Consider the following 24,365-nt stretch of genomic DNA (forward strand, 5'->3'; position numbering starts at 1 on the left):
CACTAAGGACACGGAGGATGGGATGGCCGACAAGGACCTGCCCGGCGGCAGGATCATCCGCGGGACCCGGATCGGCCGCCTGGCCGCGGGCCAGGTCGCCCGCGGGGTCGGAACGCGGCTGGCGATGGTCGGACGCACCGAGCAGGCCCGCGCCACCCTGCGGCGCCGGTCCTCGCTGCAGGCCGCCCAGCAGATCGTGACCGTGCTCGGCAGTATGAAGGGCGCGGCGATGAAGCTGGGCCAGATGGCCTCGGTGCTGGATCTGGATCTGATCCCCGAAGAGCATCGCGAGATGTTCCGGACCAAGCTCGCCGAATTGTGCGACCGCGCACCGCGACACCCGTTCGCCGAGATGCGCGCGGTCGTCGAGGGCGATCTGGGTCCGATCCGCGAGGTGTTCGCCGAGTTCGACGACGTCCCGGTCGCGGCGGCCTCGATCGGGCAGGTGTATCGCGCGCGACTGCACGACGGCCGCGTGGTCGCGGTGAAGGTCAAGTACCCGGGCGTGGACCGCGCGATCCAGGCCGACCTGGGCAACCTGCAGTTCCTGCGCCGCCTGTGGAAGACCTTCCTGCCCTCCGCCGGTGACAGCGATGTCCTGCAGGAGGTCTGCGATTCCATCACCGCCGAGCTCGACTACCGGCGCGAGGCCGCCAACCAGCGGCGCGTGGCGAGCAGGTACCGCGGTCATCCGTCGATCGTGGTGCCGGACACGATCGCGTCGCTGTGCACCGACAACGTGCTGGTCACCGAGTTCGTCGAAGGCGTGTCCTTCCAGCACATCCGGCAGCTGCCCGAGGCCGACCGCGCCCGGATCGGCGAATTGGTGTACCGCTTCTACATCACCGGCATGTTCCGGGACGGGGAGTACTGCGCCGATCCGCACCCCGGCAACATCCTGCTCGCCGACGACGGCCGGGTCGGTTTCGTCGACTTCGGGCTCTACCGCACGATCGAGCCCGCGGCGCTGGAGACCGAACGCCAGGTGCTGCGCGCCGCGGCGCAGCACCGGCCCGAGGAGATCCACCGGATCTGGACCGAGCGCGGGATCCTCGGCCCGGACTCCCCCGTCACGGCCGAGGACTGCCTGGAGTACGTCTGGGCGGCCAGCGGCTGGCACCTGTTCGACGACGAGCTCACCATCACCCCCGAGATCGCCACCAGCGCCGTGGTGCTGGCGACCGACCCCCGGGCCGGCGAGCACCGCGAGGTCCGGCGGCTGATCCTGCCGTCGGAGCACGTCTTCTCCCGCCGTGCCGAACTGTTCACCCTGACCGCGCTCGGCCAGATCGAGCCGACCGCCAACTGGCATGCGCTGGCCCGGGAATGGCTCTACGACCAGCCGGCGAGACAGGTGTGAACCCACACAGCCCGGACCGCCGAACCGTGGGATTCCGGCCCGGACAATCCGCCCCGGCGATAGCGTGGCCGGTCGGGACGCGGCACGATCACGACGCACGACAGAGCAGGAAACGAGGACAGTGATGCGCGATCATGGCCGGGTTTCCCGGTGGGCACGGGCGGCCGCCGGGATGGGCTGCGGACTCGTGGCGACGGCGCTGACGGCGCACCCGGTCGCCGTCGCGGCGCCCCCGGGTGCGGAGTATGTCGCGCTCGGCGATTCGGGGGCCGCCACCACCGGCGTGCAGCACCTCGACCTCACCGCGCCGCCGCTGTGCGCGCGCTCGACGGTGAACACCCCGGCCACGGTCGCCGAGCAACTGGGACTGCGGCTCGACGACCGCACCTGCAGTTCGGCCAGGATCACCCACCTGACCAGCGCCCAGGGCGCGGGGATCGCACCGCAGTTCGAGGCGCTGGGTCCGGCCACCCGCCTGGTGACCCTGCACATCGGCGCCAACGACGCGAACTTCACCCGGCACGTGGTCGCCTGTCACCTCGGCACCGTGGCAGGGCGGGACTGCGCCGACCCGGCTTGGGACGCCGAGATCGACGCCATCGCAGGCGACTACGCGGCCGCACTGCGGCAGATCACCGCCCTGGCACCCGGGGCCGCGATCTTCGTCGACGGCTGGCCGAGCTACACCGACGGACGCACCTGCGCGGCGATGCTCGGGCTCGACACCGCGGGCGCGGCCCGGATCCAGGCCGCGTTCGATCGCCTCAACGGTGTGGTGGCGGCGCAGGCGCGCGCCGCGGGCGCCACCTACGTCGACACCGTGGCGGCCGCGCGCGGGCACGACATGTGCGCGCCGCCGGGTGTCCGATGGTTCGAGCCGGTCGTCGCGGATCAGACCCTGGTGCCGTATCACCCGACCGTCGAGGGCATGCGCGGTGTCGCCGAGGTGGTCGTCGCCGCGGTGCGCGCGTCGGGTTTCCGCTGATCAGGCGGTGGCCGCGGGCGGTTCGGTGACGACGAGGGCCGAACGCACGTACCAGACGTCGTGGCTGTCGGTGAGGTCGTAACCGGTCAGCGCCGCGATCCGGCGCAGCCGGTAGTCGACGGTGTTGATGTGCAGCCGCAGCGCGTCGGCCGTGCGCCGCCTGCTCATCTCGCAGTCGACATAGCAGCGCAGCGTGTGAAACAGCTCGGGATGATCGGCCAGCGGCCGCAGCACCGCGGCCAGCAGGTCGCGGGCGGGACCGGGCCGGGCGATCTGGCATTCGAGCGCGTGATCCTCGAACCGGTGGACCCCGCCGCCGACTCCGCGCCGCCGCAGCAGGGCCAGCAGCTCGTGGGCCTGCCGTCCGGCCTCGGCGATTTCCGTGGGCCCGGCGCGGGTCACCGCGCCGAGGACCGGTGTCTGCGCGGCGCGGGTCAGCGCGTTCGTGATCGCCTCCAGGTCACCGGATCTCGTCTGCGGCCACGGCAGCAGCGCGGTGCCACCGGTCGCCGACAACACCGACAGCGCGCGGCCGCTGCCCACCGCGGCGAGTTCGGCCCGGACGCGCGCCACCATCCGGTGCTCGCGCACCCGGCGGTCGATCCCCGACGCCGCGTGCGCGTCCGCGGCGTCGATACCGAGGGCGAGCACCCAGTACTGCTCGGCAGGCTCCACACCGTATCCCCGGGCGGTCTGCGCGGCGTCGGCGCCGGCGAGCAGCTTGCGCGCGAGCGCCTCCTCGGCCGCGACGAACGTGCCACCGGTCGCCACGAGACAGCGTGCGTAGCTTCCCGAGATCGCGGCCGACACCGCACCGAGCGCGGTTGTGAGAGCGGCCGCGTCGATCGTCTGGCCGGGCAGCGGGCGCAACGCGACGCCCACTCCCCGGTGCACGAGGGCCAGGACGGTGTCGACGGGAACCTGGTCGCGCGCCCACTGCGCGGCGTACCGGTCGAGCTCGCCGATCGTCGGCGCGACCGCCGCACCGGCATTCAGCCCGTCGACCACCGCCAGGCACACCCGCGTGATCGTCGCCAGGTGCCGGTCACCCGGCCCGATCGCCCCGGTCTCCCGGAGCTCCGCCACCAGAGCCTGCCGCAGTTCCGCGGCAGGGGCGCACGGGCCGGGTACCGCCTGCGCGACACCGGTTCTGCTGTACCCCATCGGTTGTCCCCTCGTCCGGACGGATGTGGGATCGAGCGTGCCCGGCGATCGTGCGTACCGGCAATCGGCAGAACTACGTATTCGCCTCGCCCGAAGCCCGGTCGGGGGTGCGGGCCAGCATCCAGGTCGCGAGCCGGGTGCGATTGGCGATGCCGAGCTTGGCCAGGATGTTGCGCAGGTGGGTGTCGGCGGTGCGCGTCGCGATCACCAGCTCGGCGGCGATCTCGCGGTTGGTGAGACCCGCGGCGACCAGTGCCGCCACCTCGAGCTCGCGGGGAGTCAGCGGCACGGGTTCGGGCGGTTCGGCTTCGGCGAGCGCGAACTCGATCGCCTCGGACAGCGGCATCGTGTAGCCCGCGCGATGGGCGCGAGCGAAGGCGGGCGCGCCGAGCGCGTCCTCGGTCGCGGTCCGGTACCGCGTGTGCGGCCGGACCAGGACGACCGCGGCGTGCGCGCCGAGCTTGTCCCAGGCCGCCGCGGCGATCCCGAACAGCGTCGCCGCCCGGTGGTGGCGCGCCCGCGCCGCGGCCACCCAGGCCAGCGATTCGATGTGATAGGCGTCGCCGTAGCGGCTCTCCCACCGGTGGGAGTGCCGCAGGGCCGCGCCGGCGGCGTCGGCGGCCGCGTCGGGGTTGCCGCGCATGACCTCGATGAGGCTGATCGAGAACCGCAGCACACACGCGTAGTGGAAGTCCCCGCGCTCGGCGCACCGCGCGACCGCCGCCCGCAGTTCGGCCAGCCGCCCGTCCGGGTCGTCGGCCGCGGTCGCCAGCACCGCGATGTTCCACGCGCCCAGGGCTTCGCGCTCGTGGCCGTGCGCGCGCAACACCGCCACCGCCCGCTCGGCGAGTTCGGCCGCGCGCCGGTTGTCCAGGTCGACTTTGGCCGCGAGCGCGTGGACGGCCGTGATCCGGGCCGCGGCGACCGGATCGCCGGGATCGGCGGCCGCGGCGGCCAGTTCGAGATCGCGCTCGGCGGCCGCGCGGTCCGAGATCGCCAGCGAGTGCAGTGCCGCCACCACCCGGCCGCGCGAGGCGTAGGGGCTGTCCGGCGCGGCGGCCAGCGCGCGATGCAGCCACGTGCGGACCTCGCGGTTGGCGCCGGTCATCGTCCAGAACTCGTCGACGCAGGCCACCATCTGCACGGCCGCGTCCGCCTCGCCCGGGGTGTCCACCGACCACTCCAGCGCGCGCCGCAGATCCGGCTGCGCGGTGCGCAGCCGGATGACCAGCTCGTGCTGGCGGTGGCCGAGGAATTCGCGATCCGCCAGCAGCACCAGCTCGCGGAACCAGTCGCGATGACGACGGGCGAGCTGTTCCTCCAGCCCGGCCGCGCGCAGGTGTTCACGGCCCAGTTCCCGCATCGACCGCGGGAGCCGGAAGTGCGCGACGTCCTCACCACGGCGCTCCAGCACGCAGGTGTCCACCAGCGAGTCGACGACCTCGTGCATCGGTGTCGCGACATCGGCTCCGGCGCAGAGGTATTCGGCGGCCTCGAGCTCGAACCAGTCCCGGAAGATCGACAGCCGCGTCCACACTGCCCGCTCGTCGGCGGTACACAGCCGGTAGCTCCATTCCACCGTCGCGCGGACGGTGCGCTGCCGGTCGGGGACACCGTGGGACCAGGCACCGGGCAGCGCGAGCCAGCCGCTCCAGCGGTCCAGGATCTGGCGGGCCGACAGGGAACGCAACTGGGCGGCGGCCAGCTCGATCGCCAGCGGGACCCCGTCGAGCAGCCGGCACAGCCGCGCGATATCGGCGGCGTTGTCGTCGGTGACACGGAAGTCCGCCCGGACCGCGCGCGCCCGATCGGCCAGCAACGCCACCGCGGGACAGTCGCGCAGTCTCGCGGGGTCGGCGATGTCGGGCCCCGGGACGGTCAGCGGCGGAATCCGGTAGACCTGTTCCCCCGGCACCCGCAGCGATCCCCGGCTGGTGACCAACAGATGCACCCGTGGACAGCGGGCCAGCAGCTCGACCGCGACCTCGGCGACGGCCGCGCTCAGGTGTTCGCCGTTGTCCAGGACGAGCAGCACGGCGCGCGGAGCCAGTTGTCCCACCACCCGGTCCAGCGCGGAATCGTCGGCACCGATGTGCAGCCCGAGCGCCGTCGCGAGTGCCGCGGGCACCTCGGCCGCGTGCCGCAGACCGGCCAGTTCGACGAAGCAGACCTCGTCGTAGCCCGGTTCGAGGGCCACCGCGATCCTGCGGGCCAGCCGTGTCTTGCCCATCCCGCCGGGCCCGGTGATCGACACGAGCCGGACGTCATCGACCAGACGCCGCACCGCGTCGAGATCGGCGTCGCGTCCGACGAAGCTCGTCGTCACCGGGTCGAGGTCGTTGAACACCATCTGTCACTTCTGCCGGCAGGGTGCCGCGATACTACCCAGCCGCCGGGCACGGCGTCCCCGGCGGTTCGGGTCGGTTCACAGCGTCCCGGCCGATCGCGCACCGAGTTCGACAACGACCGCGCAGAGTGGCCGATTCCCGCGATCGGAGCTCCTATCTTGGCCAGATGTTCGCGGTGAAGCACAGAGTCCGAACGCAGCTGGCGGCGCTGGCGCTGGTTCCCGGCGCGACATTGCTGGTCATCGGCCTGATCGTCGGCGCAGGGCAGCTGCGTACCGCCGGGCAGATCCGGCAGTGGAGCGAGGACCTGGAACTGATCCGGCCCGCCGCCTCCGAACTGGTGGTCGCGGTGACGGCCGAGCAGTTGCTGTCGGTGCAGGAACTCACGGGCACCGGTCCTGGCCCGGCGGGCCTGTCCGCCGCGCGTGGCCGCGTCGACGCCGGATTCACCGCCCTGATCGGCGCGGATCGGCTGCGCCACCGGCCTTCGTCCGCGATCGCGGCGTTCTGGGCGGACTACGCGCCGAAACTGGCCCGGGCCCGCCGGGCCATCGACACCGGCGCGCTGCCACCCGCCCAGGCGTTCGCGGTGTTCCGCGCACCGCTGACGCTGTTCGACTCCGGTTTCCGCGACGCCCAGCGACGCGCGCCCGATCCCGACACGGCGGCCCGGGTGGCGCAGTCGCGCAGGCTGATCGACGGCGTGCTCTCACTGAGCAAGTCGGTGACGGTCGCGGTGGGGCTGGCCGGTTCCGGCGGGACCGCTTTCGGCACCGCCGAATTCACCGCCCACCAGGGGCACTACCGCGTCACGCTCTCCGCGCTGGCCGCCGACCTGCGCGGCGCGGAACGGGAGGCGCTGACCACGGTGCTCACCGGCGACGCCTGGCGGACCCTCGGTGAGCGGGAATCGGCCCTGCTCACGTCGCTGGCCACCGACCCGTCCGGCCGCCGGTCGGCCCCGGCCGAGGTGGACGAGTGGCGCACCGACTCGGCCGCGGTGCTCACCGGCCTGATGCGGGCGTACGCCGCGCTGCACCGCAGTACCGCCGCGGAGATCGACGAGTCGGTGGCGCGCGAAACCCGCCGCGGTGTGCTGATCGGCGCGTCCACGACCGTGCTCGCCCTCGGCGCCGCGGGGGTGTCGTTGCTGCTGGCGGCCCGGCTCGGCCGGCGGGTGGGCCGGCTGCGCGAGTGGTCGCTCGGCATCGCCGACCACGAACTGCCCGCGCTGCTCGCCGCCGCGGGGGCGGGTGACCCGGGCCCGGCACACGCGGTGTCGGCGCCGCAGGTCGGCCGCGACGAGATCGGCGAGGTGGCGAAGGCTTTCGAGCACGCGGCCGACGCCGCACTGGGCGCCGCGGTGGCCCAGCTGCGGTTGCGCGAGGGCACCAGGGCCGTCTTCGTCGACATGGCCCGGCGCAGCCAGGACACCGTCCACAGCCAGCTCCGGATCCTCGACGAGGCCGAACGCGACCAGCAGGACCCCGACGTGCTGGCCACCCTGTTCGCCCTCGATCACCTCGCGACCAGAGAGCGGCGCAACGCCGAGAACCTGCTGATCCTGGGTGGGGTCCGTCCGGGCAGGCAGTGGAGCAGACCGGTCGCCCTGGGCGAGGTGGTCCGCAGTGCGATCGGGGAGAGCGCCGACTACCAGCGGGTGCGCATCGGCCGCACCGCCGAGGTGGCGGTGCCGGGCGCGGTCGTGGCCGATCTCGCGCACCTGCTGGCCGAACTCGTCGACAACGCCACCGCCTTCTCCCCGGCCACCACCCGTGTCGACGTCACCAGCCGGGTCACCGGAACGGGCGCGGTCGTCGAGGTCAGCGATCAGGGCATCGGCATGTCACCCGAGCGTCTGACCGAATGCAATGCCGAACTGGCGAACCCCCCGCGCTTCGGCGTCGACATCCTCGCCGAAGACAGCCGCCTCGGCCTACTCGTCGTGGCCCACCTGTCCGCCGAGCACGCCCTGTCGGTCCGCCTCCACGAGTCCCCATACGGCGGTGTCCGCGCCGAGGTATGCCTTCCCGCCACGCTGCTCGTCACCCGGTCCTGACACCGGATGACGAGAATCCGCACGACACCGCCGCAACCACCGGGTACTCGGCACCCCCGCTACCGGCTGCTCGGCATCGCCGCTACCGGCTACTCGGCACTGCGGCGAGGTCCGCCGCGATCATGTCGACGGTCTGGGCGGCACACCGCCGGTTCTCGCCGAGTCCACCTCGTCCACCCCGCTTCGCCCAGCCGACCACGTAGAGTCCCGCGATCGGCACGCCGGTCGCGATGTCCACGACCCTGCCCTCCCGATTGCTCACGGCGCCGTCGGGACCCAGCGGCACTCCCGGCACCGGCTCACAGGTGAATCCCGACGCCAGAACAACCGAGTCGGCCGTCGCATCCACTTCCGCGACCATCGCGCCCGCCCCCGCATCACCCGAGCCGGTGCGCTCGGTCTCGACGCACAGGCACCCGGCGCCCGGGCGCACCCCGGTGACGGTGCGCCCGAAGACCACCTCCACCGGCAGCCCCGACCGCCGTGACCGCCGGTCGGGTCGCGCGAGTTCGGTCAGCAACTGGTCGAGGGGAGCCGACGTGGCACCGAGGCGAGCACCGCCGGTGTCGACGGTGATGTCGACGTCGAGCTGCCGCAGTTCGTGCAGCGCCGAGAAGGTGAACGACGGCCGGGAGACCGGCGAGCGGGCGAGGACGACCACCCGGGCGATCGGCGCACCCGAGCGGTCGACGATGCGCCGCTGGGCGATGTTCGCCACCACATCCAGCGCGACATTGCCGCCACCGGCGATCGCCACCACCGGTCCCGTCACCGTGACGGCCGGGATGCCACCGTCCCGCGCGACGGCGTTGGCGGCGGCCACCAGGTCGATCGCCTGGTGGACATCCGGCATCGCCGCCCCCGCGACCGTGCGCGGGGTGGTGGCGCCGAAAGCCAGGATCACCGCGTCGAATCGGTCGCGCAGGGCCTCGATCGTCACGTCGACGCCGACACGGGTCCCGAAGCGGCTCTCCACCCGCGACTCCGCGAAGGGCACATCGAACAACCGGGTCAGCTGCCCGATCCCCCGATGATCCGGTGCCACCGCCGTCCGCAGGAGTCCACCCGCCCGCGCACCACGCTCGAACACCGTCACCCGGACCACGCTGGATCGCTGCAGGAGTTCGCGGACGGTGTACATGGCCGCCGTCCCGGCCCCGACGACCGCGATGCGCAGCGGGCCCCGCCCGGCATCCAGAGCGATGGGGATCTCGGGCCTGCCCGTGCGTCGCGCGCCCGGCAGCTCGTCGCGGGAGCCACCGGTCTGCCGGGCGTACACCCGCTCGGTGTCGGTCAGCGCCGCTTCGGGTTTGATCGCCGCCACCGGGCAGGCGTCCACGCACGCCGAGCAGCCGATACAGGCGCTCGGGTCGATGGACAACTGCTCGGCGGCCGCGAAGTCCGGGTCACCGGGCGTGGGGCTGATGCAGTTCTGCGGACAGACCCGCAGACAGGACCCGTCCTTGCAGCAGTGTCCGAGAATCACGAAACTCACTGTCGGCGGTCCCTTTCACAGGAGGTTCGACTTGCGGTAGATGCTCCGGGCGAGACCGTTGAGCAGCCCTTCGCGGTCGAGGAATTCCACCAGCGGCGCGGTGGCCCGGCGGAACATCATCCGGTGGTGCTCGTTGCGGCCGATCTCGGTCCTGGCCACCTGCCAGTCCAGCCCGAGCCCGCGGTAAACGCCCTTGTTGATCAGGCCCTTGGCGATGATGTGCGCGCCGAAGGCGATCAGCACGGCGCTGACGTAGCGACGCACCCGCGAGACCCCGCGCAGGCGGTCGCGCATCTTCTGGCGCGCGAAGCTCATGTGCCGCGACTCCTCGACCACGTGCACGTGCGAGCTGCGGCGCACCGCGGGCGCGACCCGGTCGTCGATGGACCAGTCGCGCTGCATCACGTCGAAGACCTCTTCGCCCGCGAGCACGATGCCGTAGGCGACCTCCTCCCAGGCGAAGGTCCGGAACACCCAGCCCATCAGGATCATCACGCGATCGAGGGGGCTGTGGCGTTCACCGAGTTGCTCGATCGCGCCGACGAACATCAGCGAGTGCAGGTTCTCGTCGGCGCATTCGTTGAACAGGAATTTCACGTCGGGCCGGGTCGGGTCGGCGCTGTGGTTGCGGCGCAGCAGCACGATCTGCAGGGCGATCTCGAGCCAGATGGCCACCCCGAGGAAGTGGGTGACTTCGCGCCGGGTGAGCCGCCTGCGTTCCGGTTCGCTCATCCGGATCCAGGTCGGGGTGCCGTAGAGCGGGGACCACTCCGGGGTCATGCCGTACCGGTCGGCGTCGTCGGTACCGGTCTGGCAGTCACGCAGGTCGAACGACAGCCGACGGGCCGAGTCGAGCAGTTCTGCGTACAGCGTCGCGGAATCCTCCGGCTCGGGCAATGGTCGACTCCCCGGTGATATCGGCGCCGAGACTGCGACCGGGCGATCGAGCCCGGGTCCAGGGCGGTGATCTGCAACTCCAGAGCGAGATGGTGCCGACAAGTGTATCCGCGCCGGCCTGCGAAAACGGGTTGCGACATAGAGCCGTTCATGATCGTGTCGCCACAAGGTCACCCGTCCTCTTGGTTGAGGTTTCTACTGTTGGAATCCGCTTACACTGACGAGGTGTCCAGTACCGAAACCCGCACCCAGCGCCGAGCGGCCGCCAATCGCCGGGCCGTCATCGAGGCGGCCAGGGAGATCATCGCCGCGCAGGGCACCGGCGCGCTCACTCTCGAGGCGGTGGCCGAGCGCGCCGATGTGGCGGTGCAGACGATCTACAACCGGGTCGGTGGCCGGGCGGCGCTGCTCACCGCGGTCGCGGAACTCGCCATGGAGGAGAACCGCACCTATATGGACGCCGCCTACGCGACGCCGGGCTCCGTCGAGGAGCGCCTGCTGCGCGCGGCGGCGGAGTACGCGCGTTTCGCCCGGGAGCGCCCCGACGAGTTCCGCATCCTGTCCGATCCGCCGCACGAGCCCGAAACGCTCGAACGTATCGCCGAGCTGACCCGGGAGCAGAACGGCAAACTCGCCGCCATCCTGCGCGACGCCGTCGGCAACGGCACGGCTCGCGCGGACCTCGATCCCGATCGTGTCGCGACCACCCTGTGGGCCGCGTTCAACGGCATCCTGTCGCTGTCGTGGCGCACCGACAGCCTGCGGGCCGACAGCGACGAACTCGATCTCCTCGTCGCCACCTTCTGCACCGCCGTCGCCGACGGCCTCAGGACACAGCGACCCACCGACGGCCGCGACGCGTAGTACTGCGGCGCCGCGGCCGTCGCCGGCTCAGGCTCGCGTGAGCGCGGGCGCGAACGCCGACCGCTCGAAGCGGCCCGCGGGCTGGAACCGGCCGAGGACATCGGCGGCGGACACCCCGGTGACCTTTTCGATGTAGGCACCCGCGGCCTCGACCGAGTCGACCCCGAGGAAGGGCTGCGGATGGTGCAGCAGCCCGACCAGCGCGCTCGCGAAGCGCGGCTCCACCGCGGCGGCGGCGAAGAACTGCCCGCCGATATCGGCGAATTCCGGGTCGCTGAGGAACAACCGGGTCACCTTCGCCGCCGCATCGCTCCGGGCGGCGAGGAACTCGGCGTACCGGGCGGCGATCCAGTTCTCGTCGAACGCGCCGTCGTGCACCGCCGCGGCCGCGACCAGCCGTTGCGCCTGGATCAGCCCGCTCTGCGCGCCCTGTCCGGCGATCGGGTCGTAGGCGACGGAGGTGTCACCCAGCGAGGCCACCGGATGACCACCCGCGGTGCGACCCACCCCCTCCCGGACCACCGGCCGCACCGCGCCTTTGAGCCACGAGTGCGGATCGTCCTCGATCACCCGGGTGGCCAGCACCTCGGGCAGATCCCAGTCGATGTAGTCGCGGTACAGCTCGGTGACGATGCGGTGCGCCGACGCGGCCGAATCCGCGGCGCCGAACCGCTTCTCCCAGTCGCTGCCCGGCCGGGCCCAGCCCAGGAACGCCCAGCTCGGCCCGGCGTCCTTGTGCAGGTACGGACCCCACCAGCCCTCGCCCTGATCGGCGAAGATGGAGAACCCGCTGTGCCCGCCACCGGCCGGACTGCGGTGGGCGAACACGCCCGGATCGTGGTCGAGACCGGTCACCGTGACGGTGAGCAGCGACCGCTGGGGCGCGTCGTAGACAGTGCGCGTGGTGCCGACGGCGAACAGGTCCGACAGACCGCCGCGCCCGGTGGCGACGAGGGTCAGGTCGTGGGCGGCCGCGATGCCGTCGAGGGTTTCCGGGGTCACCTGTTCGACGACGAACCGGCCACCGCGCTCGCGGAAGGCGGTCAGCCGCTCGTCGGCCTTGAGCCGGGTGTCGACGGCGACGCCGACATACCCGTCGAAATCGCCGTCGAAGGCGATGAGTTCGTTGCGCTCGGGGTCGGCGATGCGGACGCTGAGCCCGGTGTGCCGGGGTGCCCGGGCGGTGTAGGTGTCCAGGCCGAGGGCCAGCTCGGCCTGTTGCGCCACCCCGAATTCCAGGGCGGTGCCGGTGGCGGGAACGTCGTTGCGGAGGGCCGGCTGGTCGCGGTCACTGTAGAGCGTGACCTCGAAGCCGGCATCGAGCAGTCCTAGCGCCGCGGTGACGCCGGTCTGTCCGGCGCCGACGATCGCGGCCGAACGCGTGGAACGTGAAGCGGGATTCTGCGATGTCATAGCGAAATGGTGCGCCTTTCCGTACGCGAGCTGCAGGGTTGCGATCAGCGGGAATCAATGGCTGTGAGCCGCACCTCCGACTCGGGCAGGGCCGTCGAATTGCGGCCGCCCACCCGGTAACTCGCGCCCCGGTGCTCGTCCGGCAGCCGGTCACCGGCGCCGAACAGCGCGTGCCGCAGCGTCCCCGGTTCGTACTCGGTGGCGTAGACCCCGCGCGCGGTGAGCACCGGGACGACATGGCGCACCACGTCTTCGAAGCTGCCCGGGGTGATCGCGTAGGCCAGGTTGAAACCGTCGAGGTCGGTCTCGACGGCCCAGTCCTGCAACTGATCGGCGACGGTCTCCCCCGAGCCGACGAACACCGGCCCCATCCCACCGATCCCGGCCCAGCGGCCGATGTCGCGCACCGTCCACTCCCGGCCGTCGTCGTCGAATTCCTGGAAGGCGGCGACCGCGGACTGGATGGCGTTGCTGTGCACCTCGCCGATGGGGTCGTCGAGGTCGTAGCGCGACAGATCGATGCCCATCCAGCCGGACATGAACACCAGCCCGCCTTCCACGCTCGCGTAGGACAGATAGTCCGCGTGTTTGGCGTGCGCGGCCTCGTCGGTGGCATCGGTGACGATGGTGGCCAGCGCATAGATCCGGGCGGCGTAGCGGTCGCGACCGGCCTGTTCGAGCGCGTCCCTGATCCGCGAAACCGTCTGGGCGAGCACCCGTTTCGACGGTCCGGCGACGAAGATCGCCTCGGCGTTCTCGGCAGCGAAGCGGACCCCGCGCGGCGAGGCGCCCGCCTGGTAGATGACCGGGGTGCGCTGCGGTGACGGCTCGGACAGATGGATGCCCGGCACGGTGAAATGCCGTCCACGGTGGCCGATGTGGTGCACTTTCGCCGGGTCGACGTAGACGCCGCGTTCGGCGTCGCGCACCACGGCGTCGTCCTCCCAGGAGCCCTCCCACAGCTTGTAGAGCACCTCGAGATACTCGTCGGCCTGGTCGTAGCGGTCGTCGTGGTCGAGCTGGTCGTCGGCGCCCATATTGCGTGCGGCCGAGGGCAGGTAACCGGTGACCACGTTCCAGCCGATCCGGCCGTCGGTGAGATGGTCGAGGGTGGACAGCCGCCGGGCGAACGGGAACGGATGCTCGAAGCCGGTGCCGGTGGTGATGCCGAAACCCAGATGCTCGGTGGCCGCCGCCATCGCCGTCACCAGCAGCAGCGGATCGGCCACCGGCACCTGCGCGCCCTGGCGCAGCGCGGCGACATCGTCCCCGCCGTAGGCGTCGTAGACCCCGAGCACGTCGGCGATGAAGATGCCGTCGAACCGCCCGCGTTCGAGCAGCCGCGCCAGCTCGGTCCAGTAGCTCAATTCCTTGTACCGGTGCGACCGGTCGTCGGGATGGCGCCACAGTCCGGGTGACTGGTGGGCCACACAGTTCATGTCGAAGGCGTTGAACCGGATCCGCCGGGTCATCTCAGTCCTCCCCGGCGGCCGGAACCCGTTCGCCCGCACTCCAGCCGAACGGCAGGTCGGTGCCGTTGAGCAGGTGATCGCCCACCGTCCTGGCCTTCTGGATGGCGGGATTGTGCACGGAGATGGTGCGCGCGTTGCGCCAGTGCCGGTCCAGGCGCAGCTGTTCGGACACGATCGAGGCCCCACCCACCTCGAACAGCAGACTCGTCGCGGGCAGCACGATGTCGATCACGGCCAGCTGGGCCTGCGCGGCCGCGAGTTCCACGGCAGTCAGCGCGGCGGTGTCGGTCGCGCCCGCGGCGAGCACCTCGTCGAGCAGATCGGCCACCGCCAGCACGCTCGCGCGGGCGGCGAACGCGGCCGCCGACAACTTGCCGATCACCTGCTGCACCAGCGGATCGTGGCGCGGCAGATCGGCCGCGGAGTGGGTGTAGCCGCGGGTGCGCTGCGAAACCCATTCCCGCACATCGGCTTCGGCACGCTGGGCGATGCCGGCGAGCACCGCCAGCTGGACCAGTTGCAGGTACCCGGTCGCGTAGGTGGGTCCGGGCACACCGTAGCCGGGGCCGAGGATCTGGTCCTCGCCGACGAGCACACCGGTGAATTCGGTGGTGCCGCTGGCGGTGAGCCGCTGTCCGAAGCCATCCCAGTCGTCGTGCTGGCGCACACCCTCGGCGCGCGCGTCGACCAGCACGCCCACCCGTTCACCGTCGCGGTCGGCGGCCACCAGGATGTGGTCGGCGTAGAGCGAGCCGGTGCTGTAGTACTTGGTGCCGTCCAGGCGCCAGTGCTCACCGTCGCGGGTGAGCCGGGTCCGGTACCGGTCGACCGCGCCGACCCCGGGTTCGGTGATCGCGTTGCCCACCAGGGTGCCCTCGGCGACCGCGCGCAGCCACTGTTCGCGCGCGGCGCCCGGGGCGGCCAGCAACTGGTCCTCCACGAAGGACCAGTGCACCCGCAGCGCCTGCGGGAGGTTCGATTCGGCGGCGGCGAGGTCGATGAGCAGCCGGAACAGCTGCCGCACGCTCGCGCCGTACCCGCCGAACTCCACCGGGACCCGCAGCGCGCCGAAGCGGGCCGCGCGCAGGGCGTCGATCTCGGCGTGGGCGAGTTCACGGCTGGTCTCGCGGGCGACGGCGCCTTCGGCGATGCGGGCGAAGATCGGGCCGAAGACGTCATCCAGTTCGGAATCGGCCACGCGTTTCGTCTCTACGGATGTCATTCCCCCACCATGACGCCGTCCGCCCGCGGGCTCACCGGTTGCGCGCAGCGGGATCGCAATAGCCCCTACCGGGGCAGCGGCTCGGCGGGTGTGGTCGCGCCGCGCGAGCCCGCCAGCGAGCGGTGCAGATCGGTGCGCAGGGTGGTCAGCGAGTCCAGCACGTAGTTCTGCCGCACCCGCCACGGCGCCCGGTCACCCTGCCGCGGGAACTCCCCGATCGAGCGGGTGACATACCCCGAGGACAAGTCGAGCAACGGCTGTTCGGACAGGCCGGGCTCCGGGCGAGGCTCCACGATGGTGTGACCGGTGCGCTGCATCCACTCCAGGACCTTGCAGACCAGCCGGTGCGTCAGATCGGCGCGCAGGGTCCACGAGGCGTTGGTGTAGCCGACGCAGGTCGCGAAGTTCGGCAGCCCCGTCACCATGGCACCGTTCCACACGAACTGCTCCGCCAGCGGGACGTCGCGCCCGTCGACGCGCGGGGTGATGCCACCGAAGGGCAGCAGCCGCAGACCGGTCGCGGTGACCACGATGTCGGCGCGCAGGACCTCGCCCGAGGCGAGCCGGATGCCGTCCTCGGTGAACCGCTCGATCCGGTCGGTCACCACCGTGGCCGACCCCGACTTCACCGCCCGGAACAGATCACCGCTGGGCACCGCGCACAACCGCTGGTCCCACGGATCGTAGGACGGGGTGAAGTGCTCGGCGACCAACGCCGGATCGCCGAGGATCCGCTCGTTCATCCTGGTCAACAGGGCGCGGGCGCGCTGCGGGCTGCGGCGGCAGAACTGGTAGAACGCGGTGCTGAAGGCGATCTTGCGCCAGCGCGTCAGCCGGTGCGCCACGGTGGCGGGCAGCAACTCGTGCAGCCGCTCGGCCGCGCGGTCACGCGACGGGACCGCGCTGATCCAGGTGGGGCTGCGCTGCAGCATGGTCACCTGGGCCGCGGCGCCCTCGCCCGTCAGCATGGCCGGAACCAGCGTCACCGCCGTCGCACCGGAGCCGATGACGATCACCCGCTTGCCGCGGTAGTCCAGCTCCGCGGGCCAGAACTGCGGGTGCACCAGCGTGCCCCCGAAGATTTCCACGTCCGGGAACGCGGGGGTGTGCGGGGTGTCGTAGTCGTAGTATCCGGCGCACGAGTAGAGGAAACCGCAGGTCATCGTGCGGCGGCTGCCGTCACGGGAGTCCTCGACCTCGAGCCGCCAGCGAGCGGCCGCGGTATCGAAGTCCGCCGCGACGACCTTGCTCGAATACCGGATGTGGCGGTCGATGCCGAATTCGGTGGCGGTCTCGCGGATGTAGTCCAGGATCGAGGCGCCGTCGGCGAGCGGCTTCTTGCCCAGCCACGGCTTGAAGGCGTAGCCCAGGGTGTACATGTCCGAATCCGAACGCACGCCGGGATACCGGAACAGATCCCAGGTGCCGCCCAGCTGTTCGCGGGCCTCGAGAATCGCGTAGGTGGACCCGGGCCGCAAGGTCTGCAACCGGTAGGCCGCGCCCACCCCGGACAGTCCCGCGCCGACGATCACGACGTCGAGGTGCTCGGGCTCGCGGTGCTCATCGATCCGTGTGTTCGGCATGGTTCCAGTCTCGCGCCGCGACCGCCGCTAGTCTTGCCCTCGGACGACAACTATTTACCTTCACGCGACACCCCTCGGGAGGGCACATGGACTACGTCCGGTCGGCGGGCATCCGTGGCCTGCGCGCGGTCGTGGCCGAACTCGGCGGCGACGCCGAGCGCTACACCCGGCAGGCCGGCCTGCCCGCCACCGTCCTCGACAGCGACGACGTACTGGTCCCCAGCGCCGCCATGGCCGAACTCCTGGAACTGGCCGCCGCCGACCTGAACCGTCCCGATCTCGGTCTGCGCGTGGCGGCCCGCCAGGATCTCACCATGCTCGGCTCACTCGCCATGGCCGTGCAGCACTCCCCCACCCTCGGCGACGCGCTCGACTACACCTCCCGCTACCTGCTCGTCCACGCCCGATCCCTCACCCTGACCGTCGCCGACGATCCCCTCGGCCGCCCCAGCGTGGCCGGCCTGTTCTACGGCCCCGCCACCGCGGCGGGCCCCGTGCAGGGCACCGACCTCGGCCTCGCGTTCACCCACCGCGCGATCACCTACCTGCACCGCGGCGACTACGGACTGCTCAGCGTCGAACTCCCCTACCACCCCGCGGCCCCCGACCACGTCTACCGCGAATTCTTCGGCGCCCCCGTCCATTTCGGCCGCTCCGAACTCCCCGCCGCGGTGCTGCGCGTCCCCCGGGCACTGCGCGAATTCCGGCTCAGCGGCGTCAACGAGAACCTGCGCCGCCTCGCCCTGGCCTTCCTCGCCGAACAACTCCCCTCCCCCGCCACCGCCCGCCCCGACACCGCCGCCCGCGTCCGCGCCGTCATCCGCGAATCCCTGGGCACCCGCCCCATCGAAGTCGCCGCGGTCGCCGACCTGCTCGCCCTGCACCCCCGCACCCTGCAACGCCGTCTCGCCGAGGAGAACCTCCGCTTCGCCGACCTCGTCGACGACGTCCGCCGCGACACCGCCCACCACCTCCTCACCACCACCGACCTCCCCCTCGGCCAGGTAGCGGGCATGCTCGGCTTCGCCGAACAATCCGCCCTCTCCCGCGCCGCCCGCCGCTGGTGGAACACCACCCCCCGCGCCCTCCGCCGCAGCTCCCCACCCCACCGAGCAGCAAACTCCGAGTAACATTCCCGAATTCTCAGCGATCTTTCAGACAACATCTATTTCCGGAGGTTCGGACATGTTCTCTGCGAAAAAGCTCGCTGCCGGCACCATCGCCGCAACCGCCACCGCCACCGCCCTGATCGCCGGCGGCGGCACCGCCCAGGCCGACGTCCCCGTCTGGCAGGCCAACTGTCACGTCTACAACATCTTCAACACCGGCGGCATGGCCAACTGCGAACTCCCGACCTGGCACCAGGTGAAACTCACCTGCGTAGCCTGGCCCGTGCCCTTCACCTACTGGAAGTACGGCCCGATCCAATACGGCCAGAACCAATCCTGGGCCAGCTGCGACTCCTTCAACGCCCTCGTCGGCATCGAGGTCATCCAGGCGTAGCTCCACGGGATGAACGTATCCGGCCCGGCTTGCCGTCCCGGCAGTATGCGCTGACGGCGCGGCAAACCCGCATCGACGGCGAGTTGGGCTGGAAAGTACAGAATTCCATCCGAAGAGCCGCAGCAAGCGAGCCACCGAGCGATCAATCACCCTGTGCGGTAACTGCATCGGGGTTTCGCATGCTGCTACAGTTTCGTGCCAGAGTTGCCGGTCGGCTCAGCCTCGATCTTCACACCTGCCAGATAGCCGGCGATCAGCCCGAGCAGCGTATACGCGGGCGTCTTGGCCTCCAAGTCAATGTCCAGCACGGTCAGTACGAGACCCAGCGTTCCGACACTGAGCAAGCCGTACATTTTGAGCATCGCCGCACTCAGCCCACGTTTGTTGCGGTCAGCCGTAAGAACGCGGGCAGCGATGATCCCTCCGAGAACAACGGCGGCGAAGCCGCAGATGACCAGCAGTTCAGCCAATTTGGACATCGGACTCCCTTTACGATCGAAACGCGGACGGGCTGAGAAGGCTCAGCCCGCGATGAATTGCAGCCGACCGGAAGATGGCTATTCATAACGCCTTCGCCTCACATAACTATCTCACGGCGACATCGTCTTACGTGCTCTCTCGACAGAGGACTCGATGCCGAAAGGCAGGAATTCGGCAGTTCGTTTCCATTGAGGACAGGCGAACAGCTTCCTCCGTAGTCGGCAGGCGGCGCGAGCTAACCGTCTAGTCGATACTCCGAGCGAGGCCGATGAGACCACTGACGCCGACGACGATCCGGAATTGGTGAACGCATGCCGAAAGCGTGTCAGACGCCAATATCGACCTTCTACACCGACCAGGGCGCCGCCGCCCGGATCATGGGGCCTTTCCGGCACCACGAACCAGTGCGGGAGAATGGTCCGGTGAGTACGGACCGAACCCTCGAGCAAGCCTCCGACCTGCGGGTACTCCCGCAGGTCGAGTGGCGTGAGCGGGCGCGGGTGCATCGGGAGCGGCTCGATGGGCTGGTGGGGCCGTATCTGGAGCGGCGGGCGGCGGGGACCTCGCATCCGGTGATCGATTTCCTGTTCACCTACTACGGGAACAAGCCTTCGCAGTTGCGGCGGTGGCATCCGGGGTTCGGGGTGGGGTTGCGGGGGGCCGGTGAGTACGAGGGGGCTCGGGGGTATCGGCGGGTGGGTGGGGATGTGCATACCGCTGATGCGGCGTATCTGGAGAAGCGGCGGGGGACCGTCGAGTTCGTGGCGGGGTTGTTGGGGGCGACGGCGGGGCGGGCGGCGCAGCTGTCGTGTTTCGGGTTGCACGAGTGGGCGATGGTGTATCGGACCGAGGAGGTGCGGCATCAGCAGGTGCCGTTGCGGTTGGGGTCGGCGGGGACGGATGCGGTGGTGGAGTCGATGTCGTTGCGGTGCACGCACTTCGACGCGTTCCGGTTCTTCACCCCGGACGCGGTCGGCCGCAATGCCGAACCGCTCACCCGTGACGATCAGGTGCGCCGCGAGCAGCCGGGCTGTCTGCACGCCAATATGGACATCTACAAGTGGAGTTTCAAGCTCGCGCCGTTGATCGGTTCGGACCTGATGCTCGACTGTTTCGAACTGGCCTGCGCCGCACGCGAACTCGACATGCGGGCCAGTCCTTACGATCTGCGCGAGTTCGGGTACGAGCCGGTGCGGATCGAGACGCCGGCGGGCCGGGCCGAGTACGTGCGTGCCCAGGCCGCGATCGCCGAGTCGGCGGCGACGCTGCGGGAACGGCTGCGCCGGGACTGCGTCGCACTGGCGGCGACGCAGCCCCTCGACGCCTAATCCCGCTCGACGGTGCTTTCGCCCTTCGCGGCGGTGTCCTTCGCGATCGCGTCGAGCTCCTCGGTCGGCTCGGTGACCAGCGAGAAATCGCCCTCGTGCAGCTCGGTGCCCTTGTCGACGGCGACCTCCACGAGTTCGATCCCGCGGTCGGCGCGCAGGATCAGCGGGTCCTCGCGCAGGTCCTTGTAGAGCGACACGCACATCCCCACCATGACCACCAGGAACGGCAGCGAGACCACCGTCGTCAGCGCCTGCAGACCGGTGAGTGCTCCGCCGAGATTGTCCGAATCGGCGATGACCAGCATGATCGCGGCGACCGCGCCGGTGGCGGCGCCCCAGAAGATGACGGTCAGCCGGGACGGTTCGATGCTGCCGCGTTCGGACAGGGTGCCCATGACGATGGAGGCCGCGTCGGCACCGGAGACGAAGAAGATGCCGACCAGGATCATCACCACCACCGTGGTCACCGAGACGATCGGGTATTGGTCGAGCAGGTGGAACAGCGCGTTGTCGGAGTCGACGGTGCCGTCGGGTTCGGTGAGGTTGTGGTGCTCGGTCTGCTCGGCGATGCCCGCGCCGCCGAAGATCGCGAACCACAGCAGGCTCACCGCGCTCGGCACCAGCAGCACGCCGGTGACGAACTGGCGGATGGTGCGGCCCCGGCTGATCCGGGCGATGAACATGCCCACGAACGGGGTCCACGAGATCCACCAGGCCCAGTAGAAGATCGTCCAGCTCGACAGCCAGGCCTTCATGGCCTCGTCGCCGGCGCCGGTGCGCGAGGCCATGGTGGGCAGGAACTCGACGTAGTCGCCGAGCGAGATGGGCAGCATGTTGAGCATGAACAGGGTGGGCCCGGCGATGAAGACGAACGCCGCGATGGCCAGCGCGAGAACCATGTTGATGTTGGACAGCCACTGGATGCCACGCTCGACGCCGGAGACCGCGGAGATCACGAACGCGACGGTCAGGGCCGAGATGATCGCGACCAGACCGACCTTGCCGATCCCGTCGATCCAGCCGTTGAACTCCATGCCTGCGCCGATCTGCAGGGCGCCCAGGCCCAGCGACGCCGCGGAGCCGAACAGCGTCGCGAAGATCGCCATCATGTCGATCGCCCGCCCACCGAGGCCCTCGGCGCGGCGGCCCAGCAGCGGCCGGAACACCGAGGAGATCAGCTGCGAGCGGCCCTTGCGGAAGGTGCCGTAGGCGATGGCCAGGCCGGCGACGGCGTAGATCGCCCACGGGTGCAGCGTCCAGTGGAACAGCGTGGTGGCCATCGCGACCTCGGCCGCGGCGGGACTGCCCGGTTCGGCGGTGTGCGGGGGCGGATTCACGAAGTGCGACAGCGGTTCGGCCACGCCCCAGAACATCAGGCCGATGCCCATGCCGGCGCTGAACATCATGGCGATCCAGGACACCGTGCGGAATTCGGGTTTCTCGTCGTCGTCACCGAGCGGGATGCGCCCGTACCGGCTGATCGCCAGCCAGATGACGAAGAAGACGAACGCGGTGGCGACCAGCACGAACAACCAGCCGGTATTGGTGATGACCCATTTCTGCGCGGAACCGGCGAAGGAGGCCAGGCTCTCGTCGTCGAGGATGCCCCAGATGACGAAGGCCACCGTGCCGATCGCGGTGGCGCAGAAGACGAACAGGTCCAGCCGGGGTTTTCCCGGCGATCGCCGGGCTACCGCGTCCTCGTCCCCGTCCGTGCCACCCGAGGTGCCTACGACATCGTTCGACATGGAGTCCGAGTCCTTTCCGGTCGCGGTGTCGGCGGATCGCGCCGCGCCAGTCGCTACCTGAGCAACCGTACAGCGTGTCACCGACAGGAAGGCGGATTCGACCCGCCGGGCGAGCGGCCGATTCGCCGAAACCGGCCGCGCGGGTGCCGCACTCGCCTTACCATCCGAAGACGGCAACTGTCTGAGCCAGTCGGTGCCGAAACAGGTCGGTCGGGGAGGCACGATGCGCGTACGGACACTTCGTCACTGGACGGCACTGGCGGCGGTGGCCGTGTTGACCGCCGTCGGGCTGCCGTCCGGCGCCGCCGCCGATCCGGTTGCCGACCTCGCCGGGACCGTGCGGGAGTTCCTCGACGTGGGGCGCACCGCGGTGCCGCGCGCCGAGTGCGGACCGGGCTCACTGCCCGAGACCGGGCTCCAGGGCGACGTCCCCGCGACTGACCGGGACAGTGGGCGCAGCACGCTGGGCTACCGCTGCAACATCTCGATGGTCGGCGGGTACACCGGGCGCGGGGCGGGTATCACCTCGACCAGTTTCGAGCACTGCGCCTATGTCGGGTCGTTCTTCCCCGGCACGCTGCTCGGCGAGCATCCCGGAGTGCAGGTGCTCGATGTGTCGGACCCGGCGAATCCGGTGCTGACCGCGACGCTGGCCGAGCCCGCCATGCTGGCCAGGACCTGGGAGACGTTGAAGGTCAACACCACTCGCAAACTGCTCGTCGGCACCGGTGTGCCGGTCGGGCTCGGGGCGGGGTACCTGTCGGTCTACGACATCTCCGACTGCGCGCATCCGCGGCTGCTGAATCCGGGCACCGGCTCGAATCTGCTGATGCCGCTGCCGATCACCACGCACGAGGGCGGCTTCTCCCCCGACGGGCGCACCTATTGGGCCTCGGGTCTGGTGCCCGGTTTCCTCAGCGCCGTCGATCTCACCGATCCCGCGCAGCCGCGGGTGATCTGGCAGGGGCTCACCGGCATCGAAGCGCACGGAATGGGGGTGAGTCCTGACGGCAACCGCCTCTACATCTCCGCGCTCGGCGGTTTCACGGTGCTCGATGTGAGCGCGGTGCAGCGGCGGGACCCGAATCCGCAGGTGCCGCATCTGGGTCGCACGTTCTGGACCGACGGCTGGGCCACCCAGCACAGCGTGCCGGTCACCTACGACGGTGTGCCGCATCTGTTCACCGTCGACGAGGGCGGCTCCGGCGGGGTGAAGCTCATCGACGTGTCCGACGACTCGGCACCGCGGATCCGGACGAAGGTCAAGCTCGAGATCAATCTGCCGGAGAACATCGACTCCGGAATCGGTTCGGCCATGGGTGGTTCGGCGTTCTCCTACGAATCGCACTACTGCACCGCCGACCGTCCCGCGAATCCGACGGCACTGGCCTGCGGCTGGATCGCCTCGGGCATCCGGGTGTTCGATGTGCGCGATCCCGACGCGGTCCGCGAGATCGCCTATTTCAATCCGCCTGCCAGGACCGGGCGCAATCTCGAGATCTGGAATTCGCCGCACGCGCTGGCCTCGATCATCGGCATTCCGGTGATGAGCGCGCCCGCGGCGCTGCGCTCGCTGGCCGAGGGCCTGATCGATCCGGCCCAGATCCTCACGGCCAGGGCCGGTGACATCGCCTTCGGTGACCTGTCCACCGATTGGTGCCTGTCGCCGCCGGAGTGGCGCGGGGACCAGCTGTATGTCACCTGTTCGGACAACGGGTTCATGGTGTTGCAGCTCGACAACGGCGTCTACACCCCGCCGGCGGACCAGCAGTCGACGGTGGGGTCGTGAGCGCGCGGCTGCTCCGCCTGGCGGCCGGTGTCGCGGCGGCGGTCTTCCTGCTGGTGCTCGGCGCGGCGCTGCGCCCGCTGCTCATCCCCGAGAAGACCACGCCCGCACCGGTTCTCACCGCGACCGAGCTGGGATTCGTGCAGGACATGACCGCGCATCACCAGCAGGCGCTCATCCTGACCGAACGGCTGGACCCGGGCGCCGACCCCACCGTGCGCCGCCTGGCCGAGCAGATCTCCGACACCCAGCGAGTCGAGATCGGTACGCTGCTGGGCTGGACGCAGCTCGCCGGGGTGGCACCGACGTCCGCGCAGCCGATGAGCTGGATGCCGGAAACGGCAGGCCACCACCATGATTCGGTGTCGACGACCATGCCCGGAATGGCCTCCACCGCGGATCTCGACGCCCTGTCCGCGGCCCGCGGTGCCGAGGCCGAAAACCTGTTCCTGCAGCTGATGTACCGCCACCACGCGGGAGGCATCACCATGGCCCGCACCGCCGACTCGCTGCTCATGTCGGGGGCCGTCAAGCAGTCGGCGCGGGCGATGGTGCAGTCGCAGAGCCAGGAACTCGGGTATCTCGGGATGCTGCTCGATGCGCGGGGTGTGCGGCCCTGAGCCCGACCGGCGCCGCGCCGGATACCCGCCTACGATGC

The 24,365-nt window shown here is 70.6% G+C and carries 19 protein-coding genes; 9 read left to right on the top strand and 10 right to left on the bottom strand.

Features of this window, described 5'->3' with window-relative positions; genetic code table 11:
* The first annotated feature begins 22 nt into the window (after positions 1-22).
* Positions 23-1,360: an ABC1 kinase family protein gene (locus ACFC06_RS06395; protein ID WP_375928473.1), complete on the top strand. Its 1,338-nt coding sequence runs from the start codon at positions 23-25 to the stop codon at positions 1,358-1,360.
* Between the two features lie 124 nt (positions 1,361-1,484).
* Complete coding sequence (locus ACFC06_RS06400) at positions 1,485-2,345, top strand: SGNH/GDSL hydrolase family protein (protein WP_375928475.1); 861 nt, start codon at positions 1,485-1,487, stop codon at positions 2,343-2,345.
* Here ACFC06_RS06400 and ACFC06_RS06405 read toward each other — a convergent pair whose 3' ends face one another.
* The gene (locus tag ACFC06_RS06405) at positions 2,346-3,509 is read right to left on the bottom strand and encodes a PucR family transcriptional regulator (protein ID WP_375928477.1); all 1,164 of its coding nucleotides are present in this window, start codon (positions 3,507-3,509) and stop codon (positions 2,346-2,348) included.
* A gap of 73 nt (positions 3,510-3,582) precedes the next feature.
* Positions 3,583-5,859 (bottom strand): LuxR C-terminal-related transcriptional regulator, encoded by a 2,277-nt coding sequence (locus ACFC06_RS06410; protein WP_375928479.1) that lies wholly within the window; start codon positions 5,857-5,859, stop codon positions 3,583-3,585.
* A gap of 164 nt (positions 5,860-6,023) precedes the next feature.
* On the opposite strand from ACFC06_RS06410, the gene ACFC06_RS06415 reads away from it, so the two are divergent.
* A complete protein-coding gene (locus ACFC06_RS06415) occupies positions 6,024-7,916 on the top strand; it encodes an ATP-binding protein (protein WP_375928481.1) in 1,893 nt (630 codons plus the stop codon).
* A gap of 82 nt (positions 7,917-7,998) precedes the next feature.
* Here the strand turns inward: ACFC06_RS06415 and ACFC06_RS06420 are convergent, their stop codons facing one another.
* Both ACFC06_RS06420 and ACFC06_RS06425 read right to left on the bottom strand, forming a co-directional pair.
* Complete coding sequence (locus tag ACFC06_RS06420) at positions 7,999-9,402, bottom strand: 4Fe-4S binding protein (protein WP_375928483.1); 1,404 nt, start codon at positions 9,400-9,402, stop codon at positions 7,999-8,001.
* A 24-nt stretch (positions 9,403-9,426) separates the two neighbouring features.
* Positions 9,427-10,308, bottom strand: a complete 882-nt coding sequence (locus ACFC06_RS06425) for a diiron oxygenase (RefSeq protein WP_375928484.1) — start codon at positions 10,306-10,308, stop codon at positions 9,427-9,429.
* 225 nt (positions 10,309-10,533) lie between these two features.
* Between ACFC06_RS06425 and ACFC06_RS06430 the strand changes: the two genes are divergently transcribed.
* Positions 10,534-11,172, top strand: a complete 639-nt coding sequence (locus ACFC06_RS06430) for a TetR/AcrR family transcriptional regulator (protein ID WP_375928486.1) — start codon at positions 10,534-10,536, stop codon at positions 11,170-11,172.
* A 27-nt stretch (positions 11,173-11,199) separates the two neighbouring features.
* Here the strand turns inward: ACFC06_RS06430 and ACFC06_RS06435 are convergent, their stop codons facing one another.
* The 4 genes from ACFC06_RS06435 to ACFC06_RS06450 form a co-directional block, all read right to left on the bottom strand.
* Positions 11,200-12,585, bottom strand: a complete 1,386-nt coding sequence (locus ACFC06_RS06435) for a styrene monooxygenase/indole monooxygenase family protein (RefSeq protein ID WP_375928488.1) — start codon at positions 12,583-12,585, stop codon at positions 11,200-11,202.
* A gap of 44 nt (positions 12,586-12,629) precedes the next feature.
* A complete protein-coding gene (locus ACFC06_RS06440; RefSeq protein ID WP_375928490.1) occupies positions 12,630-14,057 on the bottom strand; it encodes an LLM class flavin-dependent oxidoreductase in 1,428 nt (475 codons plus the stop codon).
* Position 14,058: 1 nt separating this feature from the next.
* Entirely contained in the window at positions 14,059-15,279 is a 1,221-nt protein-coding gene (locus ACFC06_RS06445; protein WP_375928492.1) for an acyl-CoA dehydrogenase family protein, read from the bottom strand.
* A gap of 65 nt (positions 15,280-15,344) precedes the next feature.
* On the bottom strand, positions 15,345-16,862 hold the full coding sequence (locus ACFC06_RS06450; protein ID WP_375928494.1) for a flavin-containing monooxygenase: 1,518 nt from the start codon (positions 16,860-16,862) through the stop codon (positions 15,345-15,347).
* Positions 16,863-16,948: 86 nt separating this feature from the next.
* Between ACFC06_RS06450 and ACFC06_RS06455 the strand changes: the two genes are divergently transcribed.
* Positions 16,949-17,992, top strand: coding sequence for an AraC family transcriptional regulator (locus tag ACFC06_RS06455; protein ID WP_375928496.1), 1,044 nt, complete (start codon positions 16,949-16,951; stop codon positions 17,990-17,992).
* Between the two features lie 55 nt (positions 17,993-18,047).
* Positions 18,048-18,365: a hypothetical protein gene (locus ACFC06_RS06460; protein ID WP_375928498.1), complete on the top strand. Its 318-nt coding sequence runs from the start codon at positions 18,048-18,050 to the stop codon at positions 18,363-18,365.
* A 185-nt stretch (positions 18,366-18,550) separates the two neighbouring features.
* On the opposite strand, the gene ACFC06_RS06465 is transcribed toward ACFC06_RS06460, so the two are convergent.
* Positions 18,551-18,844: a hypothetical protein gene (locus ACFC06_RS06465; RefSeq protein WP_375928500.1), complete on the bottom strand. Its 294-nt coding sequence runs from the start codon at positions 18,842-18,844 to the stop codon at positions 18,551-18,553.
* A 459-nt stretch (positions 18,845-19,303) separates the two neighbouring features.
* Between ACFC06_RS06465 and ACFC06_RS06470 the strand changes: the two genes are divergently transcribed.
* Positions 19,304-20,173: a 3-methyladenine DNA glycosylase gene (locus ACFC06_RS06470; RefSeq protein WP_375935237.1), complete on the top strand. Its 870-nt coding sequence runs from the start codon at positions 19,304-19,306 to the stop codon at positions 20,171-20,173.
* Here the strand turns inward: ACFC06_RS06470 and ACFC06_RS06475 are convergent.
* Complete coding sequence (locus tag ACFC06_RS06475) at positions 20,170-21,921, bottom strand: BCCT family transporter (RefSeq protein WP_375928501.1); 1,752 nt, start codon at positions 21,919-21,921, stop codon at positions 20,170-20,172. The two genes, ACFC06_RS06470 and ACFC06_RS06475, sit on opposite strands and share 4 nt — an antisense overlap.
* Positions 21,922-22,144: 223 nt before the next feature.
* Between ACFC06_RS06475 and ACFC06_RS06480 the strand changes: the two genes are divergently transcribed.
* Together ACFC06_RS06480 and ACFC06_RS06485 are read left to right on the top strand one after the other, a co-directional pair.
* The gene (locus tag ACFC06_RS06480) at positions 22,145-23,710 is read left to right on the top strand and encodes an LVIVD repeat-containing protein (protein WP_375928502.1); all 1,566 of its coding nucleotides are present in this window, start codon (positions 22,145-22,147) and stop codon (positions 23,708-23,710) included.
* Positions 23,707-24,327, top strand: coding sequence for a DUF305 domain-containing protein (locus tag ACFC06_RS06485; protein WP_375928504.1), 621 nt, complete (start codon positions 23,707-23,709; stop codon positions 24,325-24,327). The genes ACFC06_RS06480 and ACFC06_RS06485 overlap by 4 nt, the downstream gene beginning before the upstream one ends.
* The last annotated feature ends 38 nt before the right edge of the window (positions 24,328-24,365 follow it).

Origin of the sequence: Nocardia sp. NPDC056064 (assembly GCF_042266925.1) — a bacterium.
Taxonomy (GTDB): Bacteria; Actinomycetota; Actinomycetes; order Mycobacteriales; family Mycobacteriaceae; genus Nocardia.

Bases quoted from the DNA above. Each gene is read 5' to 3' on its own strand.
- ACFC06_RS06395 (WP_375928473.1), top strand. From the start codon at position 23: ATGGCCGACAAGGACCTGCCCGGCGGCAGGATCATCCGCGGGACCCGG.
- ACFC06_RS06400 (WP_375928475.1), top strand. From the start codon at position 1,485: ATGCGCGATCATGGCCGGGTTTCCCGGTGGGCACGGGCGGCCGCCGGG.
- ACFC06_RS06405 (WP_375928477.1), bottom strand. From the start codon at position 3,509: ATGGGGTACAGCAGAACCGGTGTCGCGCAGGCGGTACCCGGCCCGTGC.
- ACFC06_RS06410 (WP_375928479.1), bottom strand. From the start codon at position 5,859: ATGGTGTTCAACGACCTCGACCCGGTGACGACGAGCTTCGTCGGACGC.
- ACFC06_RS06415 (WP_375928481.1), top strand. From the start codon at position 6,024: ATGTTCGCGGTGAAGCACAGAGTCCGAACGCAGCTGGCGGCGCTGGCG.
- ACFC06_RS06435 (WP_375928488.1), bottom strand. From the start codon at position 12,585: ATGACATCGCAGAATCCCGCTTCACGTTCCACGCGTTCGGCCGCGATC.
- ACFC06_RS06440 (WP_375928490.1), bottom strand. From the start codon at position 14,057: ATGACCCGGCGGATCCGGTTCAACGCCTTCGACATGAACTGTGTGGCC.
- ACFC06_RS06445 (WP_375928492.1), bottom strand. From the start codon at position 15,279: ATGACATCCGTAGAGACGAAACGCGTGGCCGATTCCGAACTGGATGAC.
- ACFC06_RS06450 (WP_375928494.1), bottom strand. From the start codon at position 16,862: ATGCCGAACACACGGATCGATGAGCACCGCGAGCCCGAGCACCTCGAC.
- ACFC06_RS06455 (WP_375928496.1), top strand. From the start codon at position 16,949: ATGGACTACGTCCGGTCGGCGGGCATCCGTGGCCTGCGCGCGGTCGTG.
- ACFC06_RS06460 (WP_375928498.1), top strand. From the start codon at position 18,048: ATGTTCTCTGCGAAAAAGCTCGCTGCCGGCACCATCGCCGCAACCGCC.
- ACFC06_RS06465 (WP_375928500.1), bottom strand. From the start codon at position 18,844: ATGTCCAAATTGGCTGAACTGCTGGTCATCTGCGGCTTCGCCGCCGTT.
- ACFC06_RS06475 (WP_375928501.1), bottom strand. From the start codon at position 21,921: ATGTCGAACGATGTCGTAGGCACCTCGGGTGGCACGGACGGGGACGAG.
- ACFC06_RS06480 (WP_375928502.1), top strand. From the start codon at position 22,145: ATGCGCGTACGGACACTTCGTCACTGGACGGCACTGGCGGCGGTGGCC.